Annotated in this window: 11 protein-coding genes; 1 reads left to right on the forward strand and 10 read right to left on the reverse strand. The window is 45.8% G+C overall.

Annotation, left to right across the window (positions count from 1 at the left end; all coding sequences use genetic code 11):
- Window positions 1-282 precede the first annotated feature (282 nt).
- Window positions 283-861: an alkylphosphonate utilization protein gene (locus tag Q0R52_RS08000; protein ID WP_295793766.1), complete on the forward strand. Its 579-nt coding sequence runs from the start codon at window positions 283-285 to the stop codon at window positions 859-861.
- Window positions 862-1,139: 278 nt separating this feature from the next.
- Here Q0R52_RS08000 and Q0R52_RS08005 read toward each other — a convergent pair whose 3' ends face one another.
- The 10 genes from Q0R52_RS08005 to Q0R52_RS08050 all read right to left on the reverse strand — a co-directional run bounded on the left by Q0R52_RS08005 (window position 1,140) and on the right by Q0R52_RS08050 (window position 21,975).
- Window positions 1,140-1,994 carry a DUF2911 domain-containing protein gene (locus Q0R52_RS08005; RefSeq protein WP_295793767.1) on the reverse strand — a complete coding sequence of 285 codons (855 nt, stop codon included), beginning with the start codon at window positions 1,992-1,994 and terminating at the stop codon, window positions 1,140-1,142.
- A gap of 321 nt (window positions 1,995-2,315) precedes the next feature.
- Window positions 2,316-2,951, reverse strand: a complete 636-nt coding sequence (locus Q0R52_RS08010) for a response regulator transcription factor (RefSeq protein ID WP_295793769.1) — start codon at window positions 2,949-2,951, stop codon at window positions 2,316-2,318.
- An 11-nt stretch (window positions 2,952-2,962) separates the two neighbouring features.
- A complete protein-coding gene (locus tag Q0R52_RS08015; RefSeq protein ID WP_295793771.1) occupies window positions 2,963-5,047 on the reverse strand; it encodes a tetratricopeptide repeat-containing sensor histidine kinase in 2,085 nt (694 codons plus the stop codon).
- Between the two features lie 187 nt (window positions 5,048-5,234).
- Window positions 5,235-15,521, reverse strand: coding sequence for a putative Ig domain-containing protein (locus Q0R52_RS08020; RefSeq protein WP_295793774.1), 10,287 nt, complete (start codon window positions 15,519-15,521; stop codon window positions 5,235-5,237).
- A 509-nt stretch (window positions 15,522-16,030) separates the two neighbouring features.
- The gene (locus Q0R52_RS08025; RefSeq protein WP_295793776.1) at window positions 16,031-16,408 is read right to left on the reverse strand and encodes a hypothetical protein; all 378 of its coding nucleotides are present in this window, start codon (window positions 16,406-16,408) and stop codon (window positions 16,031-16,033) included.
- 37 nt (window positions 16,409-16,445) lie between these two features.
- Window positions 16,446-18,128, reverse strand: a complete 1,683-nt coding sequence (locus Q0R52_RS08030) for an FtsX-like permease family protein (RefSeq protein ID WP_295793777.1) — start codon at window positions 18,126-18,128, stop codon at window positions 16,446-16,448.
- A 1-nt stretch (window position 18,129) separates the two neighbouring features.
- A complete protein-coding gene (locus tag Q0R52_RS08035) occupies window positions 18,130-18,837 on the reverse strand; it encodes an ABC transporter permease (RefSeq protein ID WP_295793780.1) in 708 nt (235 codons plus the stop codon).
- Window positions 18,838-18,948: 111 nt separating this feature from the next.
- Window positions 18,949-20,091, reverse strand: a complete 1,143-nt coding sequence (locus Q0R52_RS08040) for a M56 family metallopeptidase (RefSeq protein WP_295793782.1) — start codon at window positions 20,089-20,091, stop codon at window positions 18,949-18,951.
- Window position 20,092: 1 nt separating this feature from the next.
- On the reverse strand, window positions 20,093-20,497 hold the full coding sequence (locus tag Q0R52_RS08045; RefSeq protein WP_295793783.1) for a BlaI/MecI/CopY family transcriptional regulator: 405 nt from the start codon (window positions 20,495-20,497) through the stop codon (window positions 20,093-20,095).
- Window positions 20,498-20,790: 293 nt separating this feature from the next.
- A complete protein-coding gene (locus Q0R52_RS08050; RefSeq protein ID WP_295793785.1) occupies window positions 20,791-21,975 on the reverse strand; it encodes a proline dehydrogenase family protein in 1,185 nt (394 codons plus the stop codon).
- Window positions 21,976-22,038: the final 63 nt, after the last annotated feature.

A 22,038-nucleotide genomic window follows, 5' to 3' on the forward strand; every position in this document is an offset into this window, starting at 1 on the left:
AGAGGCCTATAGAGGTGGCGTACTCGTGCCCCGCGTTTAGGTAGCCCGCGTTCTTAATAATATTCAGGTAGCCCGCTTTACAACAAAGCGGGCTATTTTATTTAACCAATTTGGCAACTCAAAGCAAAAAATGTAGCTGACTATCAGCTATTTTAATTTGATGCAAAATCAATAACCTAATAATCAGCATGTTTCATACCGTTCCGGGTGTTCCGCGTGCAAAAATGGAACGCACGATCTTAGGTAAAAACGTTTAGCTTTGCGCCTCCTGAAAATTAAACCATGGCAATATCTTCATTAACCGAAAGAAGCGGTAATTTGTGCGAACTCTGTAAGTCGGCAACCGGCTTGTCGGTTTATACAGTTCCACCTGTAAAACACCCTGATAACGGGATAATGATTTGTGATGCGTGCCTTACGCAAATAACGAAAGGCGCCGAAACAGATGCCCAATACTGGCACTTTTTAACCGAAGCCATGTGGAGCGAGGTACCGGCTGTACAGGTTGTGGCCTGGCGGATTTTATCGCGTTTGAAAAATGAAAGCTGGGCAGCCGCAAACCTCGAGATGCTTTACCTGGCCGATGAAACAATGGCCTGGGCCGCAGCAATGGGTGAAGATGATGGCCCCGCGGCCGCAGCAGCGGTACACCAGGACAGCCTGGGAAACGAGTTACAAAGCGGCGACACCGTGGTGCTCACCCGGTCGTTGGATGTTAAGGGCAGCTCGCTTAATGCAAAAATGGGAACCGTAGTTAAAAACATCCGCCTGGTTACCGACAATACGGACCAGGTAGAAGGAAAAATAGAGGGCCAGCAGATTATTATATTGACGAAATATTTGCGGAAGCAAAAAGTGTAAACCCGATTATTCACTAAAAGTATAAATCTCTCCTGAACTGGACGTACTGATAATCAGGATGTTCCACAGCGTTCCGGGTGTTCCGCGTGTAAAAATGGAACGCTTGAGGTGAATTAACCGCTAAAACAAAAAGAGCCCCGGCAGTTACACCGAAGGCCCAGTCAGTTATAGTAGTTATGCTTAAGTCCAGAGTCTGAAGTCGAAAGTCCGAAGTCGAAAGTCATAAGTCGGGTTCAATTTTGACTGTAGACTTGAGACTCACGACTTCCGACTTAAGACTAATTCACCCCAGCATCATGCAGTACCTCGGTATTCAGGCGGATATATTCAGGATCCTTCCCTTCTGTTGCAAGCCTAAGGCCTTCTTTTGCGTTTATAATAGCATTTGCCTTATCGCCGTTTTTTAATTGCAGGCGGGCCAGCCAGTACTTCATATTGTCGGCGCCCGGGTTGGCTTTGTCGGCCTCCTGCATCCAGGTAACGGCCTGGGCAATGTTGCGGTTATGGTTGTAACACCAGATGGCCCCCATGTAGTAGGGCTTCTTCTCCCCTTTCATGGCTTCTATTATATTGGCCAGTATGCGGTTGTCCACATCGGCTTTTAAATGTATGGTTACCCCGGTATTTTCCCAAAGTATCTGCATCAGACCATCTTCCTGGTGCATATCGGCAAACTGGATGGTAAGGGTTTCTACTTTGTTATCCAGCTTAAACGGCTTCACCTTAAATCGCAGCACATCATCTTTAGCATCGTACGAATACGCGCCCCATTGTTTGGAAGTTTTGCTGAAAATAATAGTCCACTCGTCGGTACCGGGTATGCTGAAGAGACCGTACTCGCCGGGGGGTAAGATGTGTCCCTCCAATGCCACGGTGTCACTAAGCTTAACTATAGTGGCGTTGTTGGCGCCGGTGCGCCAAACAAGGCCATAAGGCTCCATGCCGCCAAAAATTTTGCGGCCCTTCGTATTTGGCCGGTAATAATTTACGGAAATAACACCCAGCCCAAAATCCTGCTCAATGCGCTGGCCCGTGCTTGATGCCGGTATCTTCATTCTTATTTCCTGCGCATTAACCCTGCAGCAGGCTGATATACCTAAAAGTATACCAAGGCATAGTAAAATTTTCTTCATTGTTTTTTTTTGATTTAAAATGGTGCCGCAATTGGCACCGTTGATTTTATTAATTAGTTAGCGCCCGTTTGTTCCAAAGCTAGCCAATTGACCGCAGAGCAATATCCCCCTGCTGGGGGGATGTTAATTTTTAATTTATTTTTAGGGTTGATCATTCCCATTGGGATGCCGCCATGCCTTTTATCAGGCTGTTTAAAAAGCGTTTCGGTGATACCCCGGGGAGTATTACGGGGAAGAGTGTGGAGTAGGATAAATTGGGCTGAGTACTGGTGGATTAGTTTGGCAAATAAACACCACCCAAAGCAACTGTGATTATTTATGCTAAATAATTTTCGAGGCCAACAGTATTGCGATGGCTTCTTTACCGCAGTTTACATGTAGTTTACGATAAGTATTCCTCAGGTGCGATCTGGCGGTATCATAGGCTATGCACATTTCATGGGCTATCAGTTTTACACTGTAACCTTTGGTAAGCAGGTAAAGTATTTCGGCCTCGCGGTTAGTAAGGTCGTATTTAAGCTGAACATTGTCTTTGGTAGCTTTAAAGGAGTTAATCACCTTCTTGGCGATCAATGGCGACATCGGAGCCCCGCCATTAAGCGCTTCCTTTATGGCATCAAAGAATTTTTCGGGCGATGTTTTTTTAAGGATGTAACCATCGGCACCAGCACAAATACTTTTAAACAAGCGTTCGTCATCCTCAAACTGGGTGTACATTATTATTGGTGTTTCGGGTCGCGATTCTTTAATTTCTTCAACACCGGTAATTCCATCTTTCCCCGGCATATCAATATCCATAATTACAAGGTCGGGCTGGCATTGCTTTACCTGGTTTTTAACATCGTTTACATTGTTGAAATCTCCAACTACCTCGTAACCTTCCTGTGCATTCAGCAAATAAACCAGGGAGTTCCGCAACGCTTCGTTATCTTCGTATATTAATAATTTTTGATTCATTATTTGTTAGGTTATCCCTTTTGAAAAATATCATATTTTGCCGGCCACTTCTTTTGAACAGGGATAGATACGCTGAAAAATGTCCCGTTTTCTGAAGTAATCACCAAATTGCCGTTCCATTTTTCAACCCTGCTCTTAATATTTTGCAGCCCGTTCCGGCCCTTATTTATCGTGGCAGGGTCAAAGCCTTTTCCGTCATCTTTAATCTCGAGGCAAAGTTGATCTTTGTTTGCCTTTAGGTTTATTGATACATACCCGGCAAATGCGTGCTTCCGTATATTATTTAAAATCTCCCTGAATATTAAAAAGATATCCCTTTGCTTTTCGTGCGATAATGACTGGTCCGAAAAGCCTTCCTCAACATTCATGTGGTAATCCATATTGTTACTGTCAAATATATCGCCGGCGTACCGCCTCATTCTCACCTGTAACGTACCCTGATCGTCAGGTTTTGTTTTCATGTTCCAAACAATCTCATCAAGCGCTTCTGTCGATGCAAGTAATTCTTCGCGGATGTCTGTCAAATGGTCTTTTTCAGTGCGCCCGCCTATAGCAGGATTTTTAATCAACTCAGTTAAAAACTGGATATTGGTTAACCTCGACCCAATGTCGTCATGCAAATCCCGTGCAATTGAGGTGCGCATTTTATCCATCTCGATAATAGCCTTAGCCTTTTGCATAGTGCGGGTACGGTAGGCCGCTAAAACAATAACCAGCAATACGAGCGCTGAAACCGTTATTGCCGAATATTTGAGTGCTTGTTGTTTCTCAAAATAGGCCCGGCTTATTTTTTGATCTTTTTTTAGCATTACAATTTCCCGTTCTTTGCGATCCACTACAGATTGTTCTTCCAGTTTTTTTACCTGCAGCGTTAGTTCGTTATTCTGCACGCTATCAACCGTTTTATGGTATTTTTCGTTATAGGTTAACGCTTTTTCAAAATCTTTTTGACCGGAGTAAAATTTTGAAAGGTACTTGTAACTATTCAGTTCCTGGTTTTTATCTCCATGTTTAATTGCCACCGCAATATCGTTCAACATTTTTTCCTCGGCCTTCTTTTTTTCCCTGTAGTCTGATTGTAAAAAAACAATTTTTGCATCAATTGCTGCAATTGCCGAATTATCGCCCGATTTAGAAGCAACTAATTTTGCTTTAACAAGATATGATATCGCATCTTTTGGCATATTCATATCCACATAAGTGTTTGCAATCTCCCGTAAAATATTGGGTTGCTCTGTCAAAATATTCATCTCCTGGTCAAGCTGTAGTGCGGTATTTAATTCAGCAAGCGCCTCTTTATAATTTTTAAGGCCATGGTAAATAACGCCGAGACTAAAGATTGCGGTCACAGCGCCCCGTTTATCAGCAATGGTTTTCTTCAATGCCTGCGATTTTAACGCATACGGCAATGCTTGCTTATAAAGATGCAGTTCGGTAAAATCGTTAGCGATTCCCTGGTAGCAAAAAGCTTCACCTTTTTGGTTGCCAATTTTCAAAAAAAGGTTCAAGGATTTCAAATGGTACGTTAATGCCTTCTTAAAATCGCCAAGACTAATATAGGTATTGCCAACGTTTAGTGACTGGCCGGCCGCCGACTCAATGGCTGCCTGCGAAGGGTCCATTTTTGTAGCAATATCGAGCGCACTTAGCATATGAAACATCGCCAGCTTATAGTTACCTTCCATTTTATAAAACAATCCGGCGGCTCCATGATAGTTCATTTTCATTTTTAACCCGTCCGTGCTATTTGATGGTGCAGCATCTGCGAGTGATTTCGCCTCGTTTAAACAAAATCTTGAACTATCAATCATACCTGTATTGAAATAAATAGTTACAAGTTGACAGTACGCATTATTTAAAAGCCGGGGAAGATTAAACCTTGGTGCTAGTTTTAGTACCTTATAGGAATAATTCTTGGCGGCATTCATATCGTACCTCGTCAGCGCACTCGAAAGCCTGTTCATACTTATACATTCTTCCTCTGTATTTTTATGGGTTGCTATCACCTTCTTCAAACTATCAATGGCCGGGCTTTGTGCAAAAAGCTTTGCCGAAAAAACCATTAAAACAATAAAGACAATTTTAGAAAAACGCATGGTGAAATATTTAGGAATTACATTTTCCCTAAATCTACTATTTTATTAAAATAATTTGTTGCCCTATTTTTTTAATATTAAATAATATTATATACTACAACAACGCGTACAAACCCAGTCTTTGAAGACAGCACCGCGGCCCCGCCGAAACGGGACCGGGTGTGTCATTCTCCCTAATTAATTACCTTTAGTATTTTAATAAGATGTATCCTGTTTTGCGAATAAGTTTACCCTTGTCGCCGTACTCCAACTGATAAAAGTAGGTACCTGCCTGTAGCGGCTTACCGTTTATGTTCGACTGCCCACTAAATACCCGCGATACATTATCATATCCTCTTACGGTGTACACAAGCATACCGCTGCGATTCATCACCTGGAAGGTATTTTCCGGATAGTTGCCGATATTGGTTATCTCCAGCACATCACCTATGCCGTCACCATTTGGCGATATGCCCTGTTTTACAATAGGTGCACCAGTATCAAGCGGTGTTTCGTCCACTTTGGCTGCAAAGCCCGGCGTGGTGGTGGTGGTTATGTTTACCGTCGCTACATCATTACCATCTGAGTTATAGGCAGTAATGAGGTAGTCGGTGGCTGCTACTGCCACTGTCGGTGTACCGCTGATAGCACCCGTGGGAACGTTAAACGTTAACCCGGCAGGTAATGCCGGATTGATGGTATAGCCGGTAGCAATAGCTTTGCGCACCAGGTTGGTGCCATAGTCGGCTACGTACAGATTTCCTGCCTTGTCAATAGCAATGCCATGCGGGCTACTCAAACGAGCTGCCGTGCCGATTCCATTAATGGAGCCTGCGATTCCGCTGCCTGCAAAAGTTGTTACTATGCCCGCCGGTGTAATTTTCCTGATTAAGTTGTTGGTACCATCGGCTACATAAACATTGCCTCCAGCATCTACTGCGACACCAAATGGTGTGTTGAAAGTGGCAGCCGTACCCGTTCCGTTTACGGCACTTGCTGCCCCACTGCCTGCGAGGGTGGACACTAATCCAGCAGGAGTTATCTTGCGGATGAGGTTATTGCCGCTGTCGGCCACATAAAGGTTACCAGCTGCGTCTATATCGAGCGAAAATGGTCCGCTGAAACTGGCTGCCGTGCCTGTTCCGTTTACTGCCCCTGCTGCCCCGTTACCTGCGAAGGTAGTCACTACGCCTGCCGGGGTTATCTTACGAATAAGGTTATTGCTGTAGTCAGCTACATAAAGATTACCCGAAGCATCAAACGCCAGCCCCCTTGGGGTATGGAATTTTGCCGCTATGCCTGTGCCATTTACTGCCCCGGCGGTGCTGCCGGCAAAGGTGGTCACCACGCCAGCCGGGGTTATCTTACGGATAAGGTTATTACCGCCATCGCCTACATATACGTTGCCGGCCCCGTCTACCGCTATTCCGGCAGGATTAGTGAACGTGGCCGCTGCACCTGTGCCATTGGCTGCACCTGCAACCCCGCTACCTGCAATGGTGGTAACCACACCTGCAGATGTAACCTTCCTGATTTGGTTACCGGTATAGTCGGCTACATAGCTGTTGCCGCCGGCATCTGTGCCTACTGCTATCGGTTTGGCAAAGCTGGCTGCTGCCCCTGTGCCATTGGTTGAACCCGAAACGCCGCTACCTGCCTGTGTGCTTATTTGACCATAGATAGCTGCCGGAACAAGCCCGCCTGTACTTATGGGATATAGTGTTGCTATCGGGCTGCCGGTTGAGTAAGTATGAGGCGTGGTGTAGCTAATAACCGGCGGCTGTAGCGGCTGGGGTACATTTATCATAATATTTACCACGGTGCTGTTGTTGCCATCGGCATTATAGGCAGCTACCGTGTAATTTGTGGATGCACTGGCCGAGGTGGGTGTACCTGTGATTATGCCGGTGGTGCCGTCGAACGTTAAACCTGCCGGTAGGTTTGCGCTGATGGTATAGCCGGTGATGACAGTTTTGCGTATAAGGTTGCCCCCGTAGTCTGCTACATACATATTCCCTGCTTTATCTATCGCGATGCCATGCGGATTGCTAAAACGTGCGGCTGCGCCGGTACCGTTTACTGAACCTACCGAACCACTACCTGCATAAGTAGTGACAACTCCTGCGGGTGTGATCTTCCTGATCAGGTTATTTGTCCCGTCGGCTATATAAATATTGCCACCCGTATCTGCAGCTACCCCGAACGGGCCACTGAAACTGGCCGCCGTGCCTGTGCCATTTACTGCTCCGGCTGCGCCGCTGCCGGCAAACGTGGTTACCACGGCGGCAGGGGTTATTTTCCTGATTAGGTTATTGCCACTATCGGCTACGTAAAGGTTACCTGATGCGTCTATATCTATTGAGAACGGACCGTTGAAGCTGGCTGCAATACCCGTACCATTTACAGCACCAGCTACGCCACTGCCTGCAAACGTACTCACCACTCCGGCTGCTGTTATTTTTCTGATCAGGTTGTTGCTGTAATCGGCTACGTAAAGATTACCCGAGGCATCAAAGACCAGGCCACGCGGGGTATGGAACTTCGCTGCCGTACCTGTGCCATTTATTGAGCCTGCTGCGCCGCTGCCTGCAAATGTACTGACTACGCCACCGGGGGTTATCTTGCGTACCAGGTTGTTTGTACCATCGCCAATATAAATATTGCCTGAACCGTCAACTGCTACCCCGGCGGGGTTACTGAATGTGGCCGCTGCGCCCGTCCCGTTAGTTGCTCCGGCTGCGCCGCTGCCCGCCAGAGTGGTAACTACACCGGCAAGGGTAATCTTTCGGATTTGATTGCCGGTATAGTCGGCTACGTAGCTGTTGCCATTTGCGTCTGTTGCTATTGCTATCGGTTTGGCAAAACTGGCGGCTACCCCTGTGCCGTTGGCTGAGCCTATGGCGCCATTACCGGCAAACGTAGTGACCTGACCATAAATTGTTGCCGGCACTGGTCCACCGGTATTGACGGGCGCGAGGCTTACCGGGCTGCCGGCCGCATAAATATTAGGTGTGTTATAACTAATCACCGGGGGTTGGGGAACTTGCGGAGGAGTTACTTTTATGTTGATCGTTGTCGTGCTGTTGCCATCGGCATTATAAGCCGTTATCGTGTAATTGGTGGCCGCTATTGCTGCTGTCGGCGTGCCGCTGATAACGCCGGTGGTGGCATCGAAACTAAGTCCGGCAGGCAAGGCTGCATTAATAATATAGCCAGTAGTGATAGCTTTGCGTATAAGGTTGGTACCATAATCTGCCACATACATGTTTCCTGCTTTGTCTATGGCAATGCCATGTGGGCTGCTGAAACGTGCAGCGGTGCTGGTACCGTTAACAGAGCCTGCAACGCCGCTGCCTGCATAGGTAGAGACTAAGCCCGCCGGGGTGATTTTCCGGATTAAGTTATTGGCACCATCGGCCACATAAACGTTGCCGCCTGCATCTACAGCTACGCCGAATGGTGTGCTGAAGCTGGCTCCTATACCCGTGCCGTTTAATGCCCCTGCTGCTCCGCTGCCTGCACAGGTACCCACTACACCTGCCGGGGTTATTATTCTGATCAGGTTGTTACCGCTGTCAGCTACATACAGATTACCCGATGCGTCTATGTCAATCGAGAATGGCCCGTTGAAACTGGCTGCTGTTCCTGTGCCATTTACGGCGCCTGCTACCCCACTGCCTGCAAAGGTAGTCACCACGCCGGCAGGGGTTATTTTACGAATAAGATTATTGCTATAGTCGGCCACGTACAAATTGCCCGAAGCATCAAAGGTCAGCCCTCTGGGGGTGTGAAACTTGGCTGCCACACCTGTGCCATTTACTGCCCCGGCTGTGCTGCCGGCAAACGTGGTCACTACGCCGCCAGGGGTTATTTTCCTGATAAGATTATTTGTACCGTCGCCTACATATACGTTGCCTGCCCCGTCAACTGCTATCCCGGCCGGGTTGCTGAACGTGGCCGCTGCGCCGGTGCCGTTGGCTGCGCCAGCTACGCCGCTGCCCGCAAGAGTGGTAACTACACCGGCCGGAGTAATCTTCCTGATTTGGTTACCGGTATAATCGGCCACATAACTGTTGCCGGCTGCGTCAGTGCCTATTGCTATGGGTTTGGCAAAGCTGGCGGCCGCACCTGTGCCATTGGTTGAACTAGAAACCCCGCTGCCCGCTTGTGTTGTTATTTGCCCGTATACTGTTGCCGGTACCGGCCCGCCTGTGTTTACAGGCGTAAGTGTTACTTGCATACCTGTAGTGTATACATTAGGTGTTGGATAACTTATAGAAGGAGGTTGCGGGGGAGAAAGTACTGTAATATTAACAGTTGCAGCCCCACCGCCACTTCCATTATACGCCGTTATTTGATAGTTAGCAGACGGAGTTATTTTTGCCGGAACACCACTTACCACGCCCGTTAATTCATCAATAATTAGTCCTACAGGTAATGCAGGACTTACATAGTACCCACCAACTCTTTTTACCTTTTTAATTAGTCCACTGCCATGATCGGCTACAAATATGTTGCCGCCAACATCAAACGCTAGCCCTGTAGGATTATTAAAACCTGTACCTATAATAACAGTTCCACCACCCGCGGCAGGTATTTCTTTAATGACATTATCAAAATCAGCTACGTAAACATTATTAAAATTATCGACAGCTACGCCATAAGGAGAGTTAAAACCTGTAGCAATAGTTGTTGCAGCCCCGCCATTAGCCGGTATTTTTTTTATGGCATTAAGTCCGGTACAGGCTACATACACGTTTCCGGCGGCATCTACCGCAATGGCGGTGGCACTACCTAATCCGCTAGTTAAAATTACCGGAATCCCAGTATTGAAAGGAATTTCGTATACCGAACCTGCACTTGTTTCTGCCACATAAATATTCCCTTTAGCATCTATTGCCAGTCCATATGGGTTTGTAAAACCATAATTGGTAAATACCGGCGAGCCGCCTCCTGCGGGAATCTTTGTTAATCCACTGCTGGATATTTCAGTTAAATAAATATTGCCGGCAGCATCGACAGCCACGCCCTGAACAACGTTAAATCCGGAGCCTACCGCTATAGAAGGTCCGCCATTTGCAGGAACCTTCAGTATTTTACCGCCCTGATCTGCCACAAATGTATTCCCGGCACCGTCAATCGCTACAGCGATTGGAGATCCAACCACACCTGATGAATTAACGGGATTATTGCTAAACCCTGGCGCTGTAACTGTGCCATTAACCACCGGACCAAGTGGTGCAATATTGCTACCACCTGCATACACCTGCGGACTGGCGTAGCTAATTGTCGGAGGCGGGATAAGATTAACCGCCATGTTAACTATTGCCGAAGCATTACCATATATATTATAAGCGGTAACTGTATAATTTGTTGCAGCCCGTAGCGCTATAGGAGTACCGCTTATTATGCCCGTATTATTGTCGAAGTTTAAGCCCGCCGGCAGCCCCGGGCCTACGAAGAATCCACCATTTGGCAGTATTTTCTTTACCAAATTGTTTTGATAATCTGCGGTATATACATTCCCGGCACCGTCAACCGCTACTCCATAAGGATGACTAAACCCTGAACCAATTGCATATGGTGCGCTGCCATCTGCCGGAATTATTTTTACTGCATTGTTATTGAAATCGCCAACGTACACATTTCCCCCGGCATCAACTGCAACGCTAATCGGTTGATTAAAACCTGATCCAATGGTAATCGGCGCTCCGCCGCCAACCGGTATCTTTTTTATTGTACCACTGGTCGGGTCTGCGACATATATATTTCCGGCAATATCTATTGCTACCCCCGTCGCGCTGGTTAAACCTGACATTATAACGACAGGTGTATTACTGCCTGCGGGAATTTTCTTCACCGTATTATTTCCGTTGTCAGCCACAAATACATTGCCTAAAGAATCGACCACTACGGCCGATGGGCTGCTAAAACCCGACCCTATGGACGTTGTTGCGCCACCTCCTATCGGGATTTTAAACACCATGCCAGCGCCGTCCGCCACAAACACATTACCTGCACCATCAACTGCTACCCCGGTCGGGTCAGTAATGCCCGAACCTATGCTTATCGTACCACCACCATTCTTTTGAATTTTGTCAACAGTGCCGCTTCCCTTATCGGCTACATATACGTTGCCCGCGTTATCAACAGCCACACCGGAAGGTAAATTAAACCCTGCACCTATACTTAAGGCGTTACTATCATAACTCACCGAGCCAACGTTTGTGCTTACTGGCACCAGTGGCGCAATAGCTATATTTTTTGTAAAAGGAGGAGGTATATTATAACTAACCGTAGGTGGCGGAAACAGGTTAACCTGCATGGGTACAGTATTGGTTACACCACTGGTATAATTATAAGCGGTTAGGTAATAACCGGTTACCGGGCTGCCGGCCAGCGGTGTGCCACTTATACTACCTGTTGTGTTATTGAAACTCAAACCTTTGGGTAATGTTGGTGAAATATAATACCCCCCAACCGGTTTAATTACTTTAACAATACTGTACGTGTCATCAGTGAGATATACAATCCCGGCACCATCCACAGCTATGCCAAGCGGGCGAATAACCGATGTGCTGATAATAATGGGCAGCCCGCCGCCTGCCGGGATCATCTCTATTGTATTGTTACCGGTATCAGCCACATAAACATTTCCGGAAGCATCTACATGGATGCTGTTAGGGTTGCTAAAACCGGTACCCAGTAATACCGTGGCACCGCCACCCGCAGGTATCATTTTAACCGCATTGTTACCTGCATCGGCCACGTAAACATTGCCAAGTGAATCAATATCCACATCTGTTGGCTGGCTAAAACCCGAACCTATAATAACAGGCGCGCCCCCGCCAAATGGAATTTTCTTTACAGCATCATTCCCTTTATCAGCAACATAAACGTTACCATAAGTATCAACCGCAACACCGGTTGGACTGCTAAATCCGGAGCCTATGATGTTAGTGGCCGCAGTTACTTTCAGGATTACCTTTACGGCATTGTTACCCTGGTCGGCCACAAACACATTGCCGACCGCATCAACTGCCACGCCGGTTGGGTGGTTAAAGCCGGTACCTATCGTTGCAACATTGTTTGCAAAGGTTCTTTTCACCGCGTTGTTTCCAGCATCGGCTACGTAAGTGGCTCCTTTGATATCAACCGCTACACCAATTGGATTTTTCAAATTTGAGTATTGTATCGCAGGAATTGTGCTATAACCCAGCGCGGCAACGCCTGTACTTTGCGGCACAACAGGGGTAATTGGTATATTAACAATGTAAGGTACCGGAACTTGATAGTGAACAACCGGCGCCGTAAGATCAAATACTTTTATATTTACCGGGGTGGAATTGCTTCCAAAACTATTGTACCCGGTGACAATATAGTCTGTAGCTGGCAAGGCTTTGGTGGGTGTACCGCTGATGATACCGGTTGCGTTATCAAACATGAGCCCGGCCGGTAATGCATTAATGCTATAGCCTCCAACTGGCTTTATTTTGTTTACCGTGCTGTTAAAAGTGTCGACTACGTATAAATTACCGGTTGGATCAATAGCTACCCCACTAGGAAGGCTAAAAGTTTTACTCAACGGAACTATACTATTGGTATTAACAGGTATTTCTTTTAGATTACTCAAATTACCATCCGCAACAAATAAATTACCGGCAGCATCTACTGCAATACTATGCGGAGCTGTAAGCCCCGACACAATAATAAAAGGCTGCCCGCCGCCAACTGGTATTTTATAAATTACACCGTTACCGCCTTCACCAAAGTACACATTCCCGGCAGCATCTAACGCAATACTAAGCGGATTTGGGTATGTACCCAGGTCTATCGTAGTACCAGTTGCATGGTCCACTTTTTTTATCTTGTTATTACCATTGTCGGCTACATATAGGTCGCCCCCTGTAAACACTACCCCTGTTGGATGATTAAATCCGCTGGCTATTACACTTGTAGCGCCTCCGTTCGCAAATATTTCTTTTATGGTGCCACTGTTATAATCAGCAACATAAATATTACCCAGGCTATCAAACGATACTGCTGTCGGGCCGCTGAGGCCGGTCCCCAACGAAACCACAGGGCCTCCGCCTGCAGGTATTTTCTTCACCAGGTTATTGCCGTAATCGGCTATATAAATATTGCCAGCAGGATCTATAGCTACGCCATGTGGCGCGTTGAATCCGAAACCGATGTTTGTGGTAGTATTACTGTATGCTATCGGGGCCACACCACTCACTACTGGTCCAAGCGGCGCAATAGCAGTAGCCGTTGTATATATTTGAGGACCCGCATAGCTAATGGTGAGCGCATTTACAGCAATGCTTATGGTTGCCGAACCGCTGCCGCTGGCATTAAAAGCTGTAACAACATAGTTTGTTGCAGGGCTTGGTGTGGTAGGTGTACCGCTAATACTGCCCGTTACCCCATTAAATAATAAGCCAGCGGGCAAAGCCTGGCTTATATGATAGCCGCCGGTTGGGTTGTTTTTACTTACATTACTGTTGCTATAATCCGATACGTACACGGTTCCGTCGCCTCCTGCCGCTATCCCTTCCATGCTGCCGGGGCCAAGGGTAATTACTATAACCGGTGCACCGCCGCCGGCAGGAATCTCTTTTACAAGGTTAGCATTGCCGTCGGTTATAAATAGATTACCTTCTGTATCTAATGCCATTGCTGTTGGCGCTGAAAAATTAGCGCCGTATATTATGTTAGCCCCGCCACCGGCCGGAATTTTATATATATTATGGGTGTTAATACTACCGGCATAAACATTGCCGGCAGCATCAACGGCAACGCTTTGCAAACCGTTTACGGTAAGTAAAGTTATTGCCGGGCCGCCATTGGCAGGAAATTCCTTTATTGCACTATTCCCCGTATCTGCTACATAAATGTTACCCGCAGCATCAATGGCTACCTGGTAAGGGTTGGTAAGGCCTGAACCAATTACCGACTGAACACCGAAACCCGGAGGTATCTTTGTTACACCGGAGCTTCCTAAATCCACCACGTAAACATTTCCCGCAGCATCAACAGCTACACCCATCGGATGTGTAAAACCCGAACCGATTGGGAATGGGGCTCCGCCCCCTGCCGGAATTTCCTTTACAACGCCGCCGGCATAATCAGCAACATAAACATTTCCGGCAGCATCAACAGCCAAACCACGCGGGCCTGCAATCCCGCCGGCAATAGTAACTTCGGGTGCAAACCCGGACGCACCAACACCACTGCTGACGGGCGTTATTGTTGAAATAGCCGCGCCTGCAGTAAATACCTGGGGAGTGCTATAACTAATGGTAAGTGCGTTAATCTTAATATTTATAGTAGCCGAAGCGCTTCCAAGGCTGTTACAGATAGCTACAATATAATTTTTTGCCGGCCCCGCTTTTGTTGGTGTGCCGCTAATTGTACCCGTTGCACCATCGAATTTTAAACCAGATGGCAATGCCACATTTATATGAAAGCCCCCGGTTGCGGTAATCTTTCTAACAACGTTATTTAATCCGTCGGCAAAATAAATATTACCACCGCCATCCACGGCAACGCCCTCTCCAATCCCCTGGCCCATGCTGGCAACTACGGCAGGACTGCCACTCACCGGAATCCTGGTTACACTGTTTGTATTTCCATCGCCTATATAAACATTGCCCTCACCATCAACAATAATGGCTGTTGGGCTTACAAAACCGGTGGCTACGGTGCTAATAGCGCCCCCGCCGGCAGGTATCTTATAGATAGATTGTGCTTGATCATCACCAACGTAAACATTTCCTGTGGCATCGGCTCCGATAGTAGTCATTCCGTTAAAAACAGGCCCAACTGTAACAATCGGACCACCTACAGCCGGTATCATTTTTACCTTGCCGCTTACGCCATCGGCAACATATATATTACCCAAAGCGTCAAGTGCCACACCTTCCGGCGCACCAAGGCCAGAGCCTTTCGAAACCACCGCACCTCCACCGGCCGGAATCATCTTTATACTTGGAGAATTCGTGTCGGCCACGTATACGTTACCCAGGGCATCAACAGCTAATGCATGTGGGTGAACAAAGCCCGAACCGATAGTTACCGCGGCTCCGCCTGCTGCTGGAATTTTCTTTACCAGGCCAGCGGCATTGTCTGTTATATAAACATTTCGGGCCTGGTCGACCGCTATTCCTCGCAGACTGGTTAAGCCTGACCCTAATACCAGGGGGGTGTTACTATACGACAGTGGCGCTATCCCTGTTGCTTTTGGGGTTAATGGTGCTATTGCAGTACCTGCAATATAAGTTTTGGCACCACCATAACTTATAGTTGGGGCTCCTACCATAACAGGCAACTTTGATGAAACAACAACCGTTTTTTTATTCCTGTCGTTTACAAGTTTAATACCTGCGTAAAGGTAGTTGCCAAAACTGACGAGGAAAACCAAAATGACTAATGATTTTGCAGCAAAGCTGGTTTGTGAGAACGTGTTGCGCGATAAAAGTAAAGGTGATTTCATAATAGGTAGGTGTTTATGACGGTATTGTTTGATAGCTATTTTTTTACGATGAGATATAAGTATCCCTTCAAGCGTCAAAGCTACCTTGCGCACAGTTGGTAAAAAATCATCTTTTAGGGTGATATTGGGGTAGCTGCTAAGGTTTTAGGGTTAGTTTCGGGGGGATTTTTCAGTATTTTTTAATACCAGCCCAGCAAGTTGAGGTGGACATGCCTGTTATTGATATAGGTGATGGTAAAAATCACATACCTATTTCGGTAAAAAATGCTTCGCGGTAATTATTTGCTATTGGAATTTCTTTTTGTTTTACAAATACCCGGTTGCCATCAATATGACTGATCATTGCTTTGTTGATCACAAATGATCGAAAAAGGAGCCGAATTAGCTCCTGGCTTTTAAACCGGTTTACTCCGATTCATACGTGTTATCTTCCAATATCCGACGATAATTAATAAGTGATATATATGCAGCCGCTCGGTAAAATGAGGGGCTGCACTTTCCATATCGGGTTATTGTTTTTTTTGTTGCAGGTACATAGCATATTGGGCAGGCGTTAAAATTCCTTGCAACGTTTTTAAAAACTCCTGCTGATTTGCTGCCAGTTTATCTTTCTTTTCTTTCTCGCTAACCTGTGCTACTTTAATTTCATCAACAGATTTGGTGTTGCCTAAATAGGCGTTGAATACTTTTTTTGTGGTTGCATCGTCTAAACTCAAAGATTGTTTAAGCCCGTCGGCAAATTTTTTCGAGCGCATCAACACATCTTTGGGCATCTGCCATTCATTGCCCTTTTTTACGGGTGTTTCGGCCTGTTCGCCGGTTTGTGCTTTGGCTTTTATACCGCACAGGGTGAGCGCCAATGCGCTTAGGATAATTGCTTTTTTCATTTTTTTAAGATTTATTGTATTTACTTTTTTTTAACTATTATTCGTTCCGTAACGATTTCACCGGGTTCGACAGCGCCGCTCTTAAGGCCTGCGAACCTACAGCCAGCGTGGCAATTAGCAATGATAAGGTACCAGCCAAAGCAAAGCGCCACCAGCTAAGTTCAATTTGGTACGCAAAATTTTGCAGCCAATGGTGTATTACCAGCCAGCCAACCGGTATGGCTAGGGCAAAGGCCAGCAATACCAGGGCGACAAAATCTTTAACCAGCATGGTGGTTAATATTGTTACCGATGCCCCTAAAACTTTGCGTATGCCGACTTCTTTTTCTCTTTTTTGTGCCGATAAAAGCGCCAGGCCCAAAAGCCCTATCGCCGAAATAAAAATGGTGATGGCTGCAGCAAAGGTGATAACCTGTTTCCAGCGGTTTTCAGTTTCATAGGCCGCCCGGTTCTCTTCATCGCGAAACTGGTATTGAAAAGGATGATCGGGGTAAAGGCGATGGTATATTTTCTCCATCGAGAGCAGCGTGGTGGCAGTATGGCCGCCTTGGATGCGTACAATCATTTTTCCTAATGGTAGCGAAGGTTCCTGTGTAAAAACTATGGGTAGTATTTTTTCTTTTAAGGATTCATTGTGGTAGTCTTTTACCACCCCCACTATAGTTACTCTTCGGCTCCCCCACGTGGGCAGGTTCATATAATCGATGGTTTTACCGACAATATTTATTATCCCCAATTGCTTAGCAAGGGTTTCGTTCACTAATACCGACAAGGTAGAATCCAATGGAAAAGCTGGCGAAAAGTTACGTCCGGCAACTATGTTCACTCCCAATACAGGCAGATAATCGTCGGCAATGTGCTCATAAGTGGCTGTAAATTCTTTTGTACCAATCCGGGTTTTGCCGCCAAAGTGCCCTACGTTTGTGTACGACACACCGGTTACTCCTGGTAGTTTCGAAAACTCTGTTCGGTATAAGTCCATTACCTGCCTGCTCCTTATTCCCTGGCTAACCGTAAAATCAACCAGGTTTTTATCGGCATAGCCTACTGATGTTTGCGTAAGCAGGTTAAACTGCGCATAAATAAATAGAGTTGAGATAATAAAAAACGTAGCCAGTGCAAACTGTATAACCACCAGGCTTTTTGCTAAATAGTTTTTACCAATGGTATTTGCTTTACCATTCAATGCCGTCAGCGGGTTAAAGCCGGATAAAACCATTGCCGGGTAAAATCCCGCCAGGCTGCCTGTAAACACAGGCAACATAATAAACATAGTAATCAATCGCCAATCCAATAAGGATACAAAGTCCAGTTGTTTGTTGGCTAAAACATTAAAAACAGGCAGGGCAACTATCGCCAACCCTACAGCGAAAACAGCCGCAATTAAACAGGTAATCACCGATTCGCCTACAAACTGTGTGGCCAAACGGCTGCGTTTGCTCCCCATCACCTTCCTGATGCCAATTTCCTTACCCCGCTTAATAGACTGTGCCACCGTTAGGTTCACAAAATTGATACAGGCAATCAGCAATATAAACACCGCAACGCCGCCAAGGATATAGGAATATACCGGGTTGCTGCCCATTGGCGTACCCGCATATTCGGTATTTAAATGCATGGCAGTGATTGGCTGTAGTCCCCAATTGAAATGATTGCCATACCCTGCAAGGTTATTCAAATCAATTTCATCCTTTGCCCCTGTCTGATAAACCTGGTCCATTTTACGGGCGACTCCCTGGAGGTTGGCCCCTGGCGACATTAAAAAATAGGTGGGAAACGATACCCCACATCCACCCATTATCCGGGCTCACGGTTTCGAAATACGAGAATGGCAAAAGTATGTTAAACTGTATGCTGGAGTTTTTCGGCGCATCTTTGGCTACGCCGGTAACGGTGAAAGGCTCGAACTTGCCATTAATTTCCAGCAGCAAGGTTTTACCGACGGCTTGCGTAGTGCCAAGATATTTTATTGCGGAGGTTTTGCTCAGCACCATCGAATGGCGGTCAGCCAATACACTGTTTGCATTCCCCAAAAGCAGCGGGAAACTGAAGATGTTAAAAAAACTTTTATCAACCCAGGTAACCTGTTCACTAAAAATGTCGTTGTTCCTTTTTATGACGATATCCTTTGGGTTTACACGGGTAAAATCCTGCATTTCGGGTATTTGCTGCTTAAAGGCCGGACCCTGTACCAATGCTGCTATGGCAAATTTTTGGCTGCCGCCGTCCTGTTCTGTGCGGACACAGGTCAGCTGGCATATATTGTATTTTTTAAGATGAAAACCATCGAAACTTAACTCATCTTTTATGTAAAGAATGATAAGTATACAGCACGCCAGCCCAATACTAAGCCCGGCTATATTAATGAACGAAAGCGCCTTGTTTTTGCGGATATTCCGCAGTGCTATTTTTATATAATTGCGTAACATAACGTAGTTTTTTAATTAATTTTTTATGCAATGGCAACCCAGGGACGCCATTTGAAGCATGCATTTTATGTAATGAGTAAGTATTAATATGTGATTTCTGCCGACGGTCTGTTATGGACTGGTGCCCTGCTTTCGCGCTCGTTCTGCAGCCGCTTTTTCAGCTCGCTTTTTGGCTTCAAGTGCGTGCGTTGGATTTTGCGGCGAAACGATTTGTTTTGTATTTACTAACGAACTTATATTATTTACCGGGCCGGCAGTTATAAATAGCACGCCGAAAACCAATAATATAGCAAGGCAAATAATTTCAATGTAGTTAAGTCCGCGGTTGCGGTTGTCGATCATCCGCTCCATACGTGCTATTATAGCGGTACCTTTGCCGCCTAAAGCAAAAGTATGCCTGGGTGGGTTAAAGTTATACTCCTGGAAGTGCACCAAAGCCCTGATATAGTTTATTTTATTACCGGTTTGGGCCAACACTACGTCATCGCAACAGTTTTCGCGTTCCGTTTTTATTAAATGTGATAGCCAAAGCACTGCCGGATTAAAAAACAACAGCGTTTCCATTATGCTTTGCAGCAGGTTAACCAGGTAATCATTCCTGCCGATGTGGGCCAGTTCGTGCAAAAGAATGGCTTCCACTTCCGGTTGTTCCATTGAATTGACCAGGCCTACAGGTATAAGTATCACCGGCTTCAGGTAGCCAATAACCAAAGGTATTTTTGTGATCCCCGATTCAAGCGATGTTACAGCTTGTTTAATTTTTAGCGACGACCCTAGTTCTTTAAGTTTCTGATTCCAAAAAGCCGGTAACGGGTTAATCTTTACCTGCTTTAGCCGCTTGGTTATATAGAGGCCAAAAAGTAGCCGTGCACCTTGCAGCATTACGACCAATAACCATATTGCAACAATAATTCCAGCCTTTTCGTGCGCATATTTCATCCCAAAACCGAGATAACTCCAAACGCCCGTTAGCGCATTAGTTTTTATAATGACTGGAGCGTTGTTGATATTTAAATTGCTTTCGACCGGATTTAAAAGCTCAAATGCAAGGGTATATATAAATGCAATGGTAAACAACAGTAAGGTGCCAGTCAGCAGCCCGTACCTTATTGCAGCGGTTGTTTTTCTGGTAAATAACACGATAGTGCCCGTTAGTATTGCCAACAATATTCCCTGCCACAGCGAGTGCACCAATGTATGGCAAATAGCCTGGCTGATGTGTGAGGGGAATAAATGTTGTATACGCTGCTCCATCTTATTTAGCCTCTTTTTGCAATTTGTCCAGCAGTTCCTTCATTTTTTGCAAATCCTCTTTGGTGGTTTTTTTGTTACCGGCCAGCTGCATCATCAGGCTGCCTGCCGAGCCCTGGTAAAGGGTATCTAAAAATTTATCCAATAAATGCTCTTTGGTTTTCTTTTCATCCTCTACCACATGGTAAACATGCTGCATACGGCTTTCATCCCGTTTTAAAATACCTTTATCTACCATTAGCTGCATCAGCTTTAAGGTGGCGGTATAGTTCAACTCGCGAATTTTGTTGAGCTCCCCCATCACAAACCGAACCGGTGAAGGCCCATGCTGCCACAACACCTGCAGTATCTCCAGTTCTGATTTGGTGGGCTCTATGGGTTTATTATCTGTGGGTTGAGTAATCTTCATACTACAAACCTACAAATATTTTTGTAGGTACAAAATTATCTGTAGGTTAATGGGGTTATTTAACAAATTTTAACAGGGTACGGGGAATTGTGGGTGCTGAAAGGCATTCAAACGTAAAGACGCAATGTTTTGCGTCTCCCATTTTTGTAGAGACGCAATACTTGCGTCTCCCACGTGCAAATCAAAAAAGACGTTTTTTCAAAAGGTTGGTTTTAGAGACGCAAGGTATTGCTCTCCGAAAAAAATTATTTTACCCTGCAAATTCAGAGATGCAAGTTTGCGTCTCTACAAAATCATTTCGAAAGCTTCCTGCGCTTAACCTCTTTGGTAATCAAACCCAGCTCACGGCTCATTTGGCCGGCTATGGCAGTGTTCTCTTGCGCCCGTCTGAAAAGGTAAGGCAAAACGGCCTTTATAGGCCCGTAAGGCACATATTTGGCCACATTGTATTTGGCATTCGCAAGGTTAAAGCTCAAGTTATCGCTCATGCCCAGCAGCTGTGAAAAATAAACATGGGGATTATTATGGTCGATGGTCTTTTTATCCAACAATTCGGCAAGTTTTCGGCAACTTTCTTCGTTATGGGTCCCTGCTACAAACGCAATTTGGGCAATGTGATCAGTGCAATAATCTAGCGATAAATCGTAATCCCTGTCTGACGATTGTTTATCCGGCTGAATGGGCGATTGATAGCCTTTTTCTTCGGCTCGTTTACGTTCTTTCTCCATGTAGGCTCCCCGCACCAGCTTGGCGCCCAAAATAAAGCCACCGGTAGCTGCGACCTCATGATCGTTTTTTAATGATTGCAGTTTATCATGCCTGTAAAGCTGGTAAGTATTGTATACAATGGCTTTTTCGGTATTGTACAGGTGCATCATATCCAAAGCCAGCATATCAATGGTTTTCTGTATCCAGCTTTCTTCGGCATCTATCATTACCGGAATTCCTTTGGCATGTGCCGCTGTACAAATTGCCAAAACGCGCGACTGTACCTTTTCCCATTCTTCCTGTTCTAAAATACTAAGCTGCGCCTTTTCATCAAGTTTTTCCAATAGCGAGAACCGGGCTACACCTGTAACCTTAAAAACGGTAATCGGAACAGACTTATCCACGGCTGCGCGTTCGATGGTACGGATAATTTCGTCGCGGGTATTGTCAAATACATGCTCGTCGTCTTCCCCTTCTATCGAGTAGTCGAGGATGGTGCCTACGCCGCCGTTATAAAGGTTTTTTATGGTTTTATCGCATTCGGCAATGGTTTCGCCGCCGCAAAAATGTTTAAATATGGTTGCTTTTATCAGTCCCTTAATAGGCAGGCCGATATTAATGGCAAAGTTGGTAATAGGTGGGCCAATTTTTACTAAAAAATTAACGTTAATAACTTTAAAAAGCCAATAAGCACGCTTAAGGTCAGAATTGGACGAATGCCGGAAAGCTATCTCCGTATTCTCGAAAGACAAATTATTTTTTTCAGTCATGGGTCAGTTAGTACAGGTCATGTTTGTAGTTGATAACCTATGGAAAACATCCATCGACTACCA

This window comes from Mucilaginibacter sp. (assembly GCF_025359345.1).
GTDB lineage: Bacteria > Bacteroidota > Bacteroidia > Sphingobacteriales > Sphingobacteriaceae > Mucilaginibacter.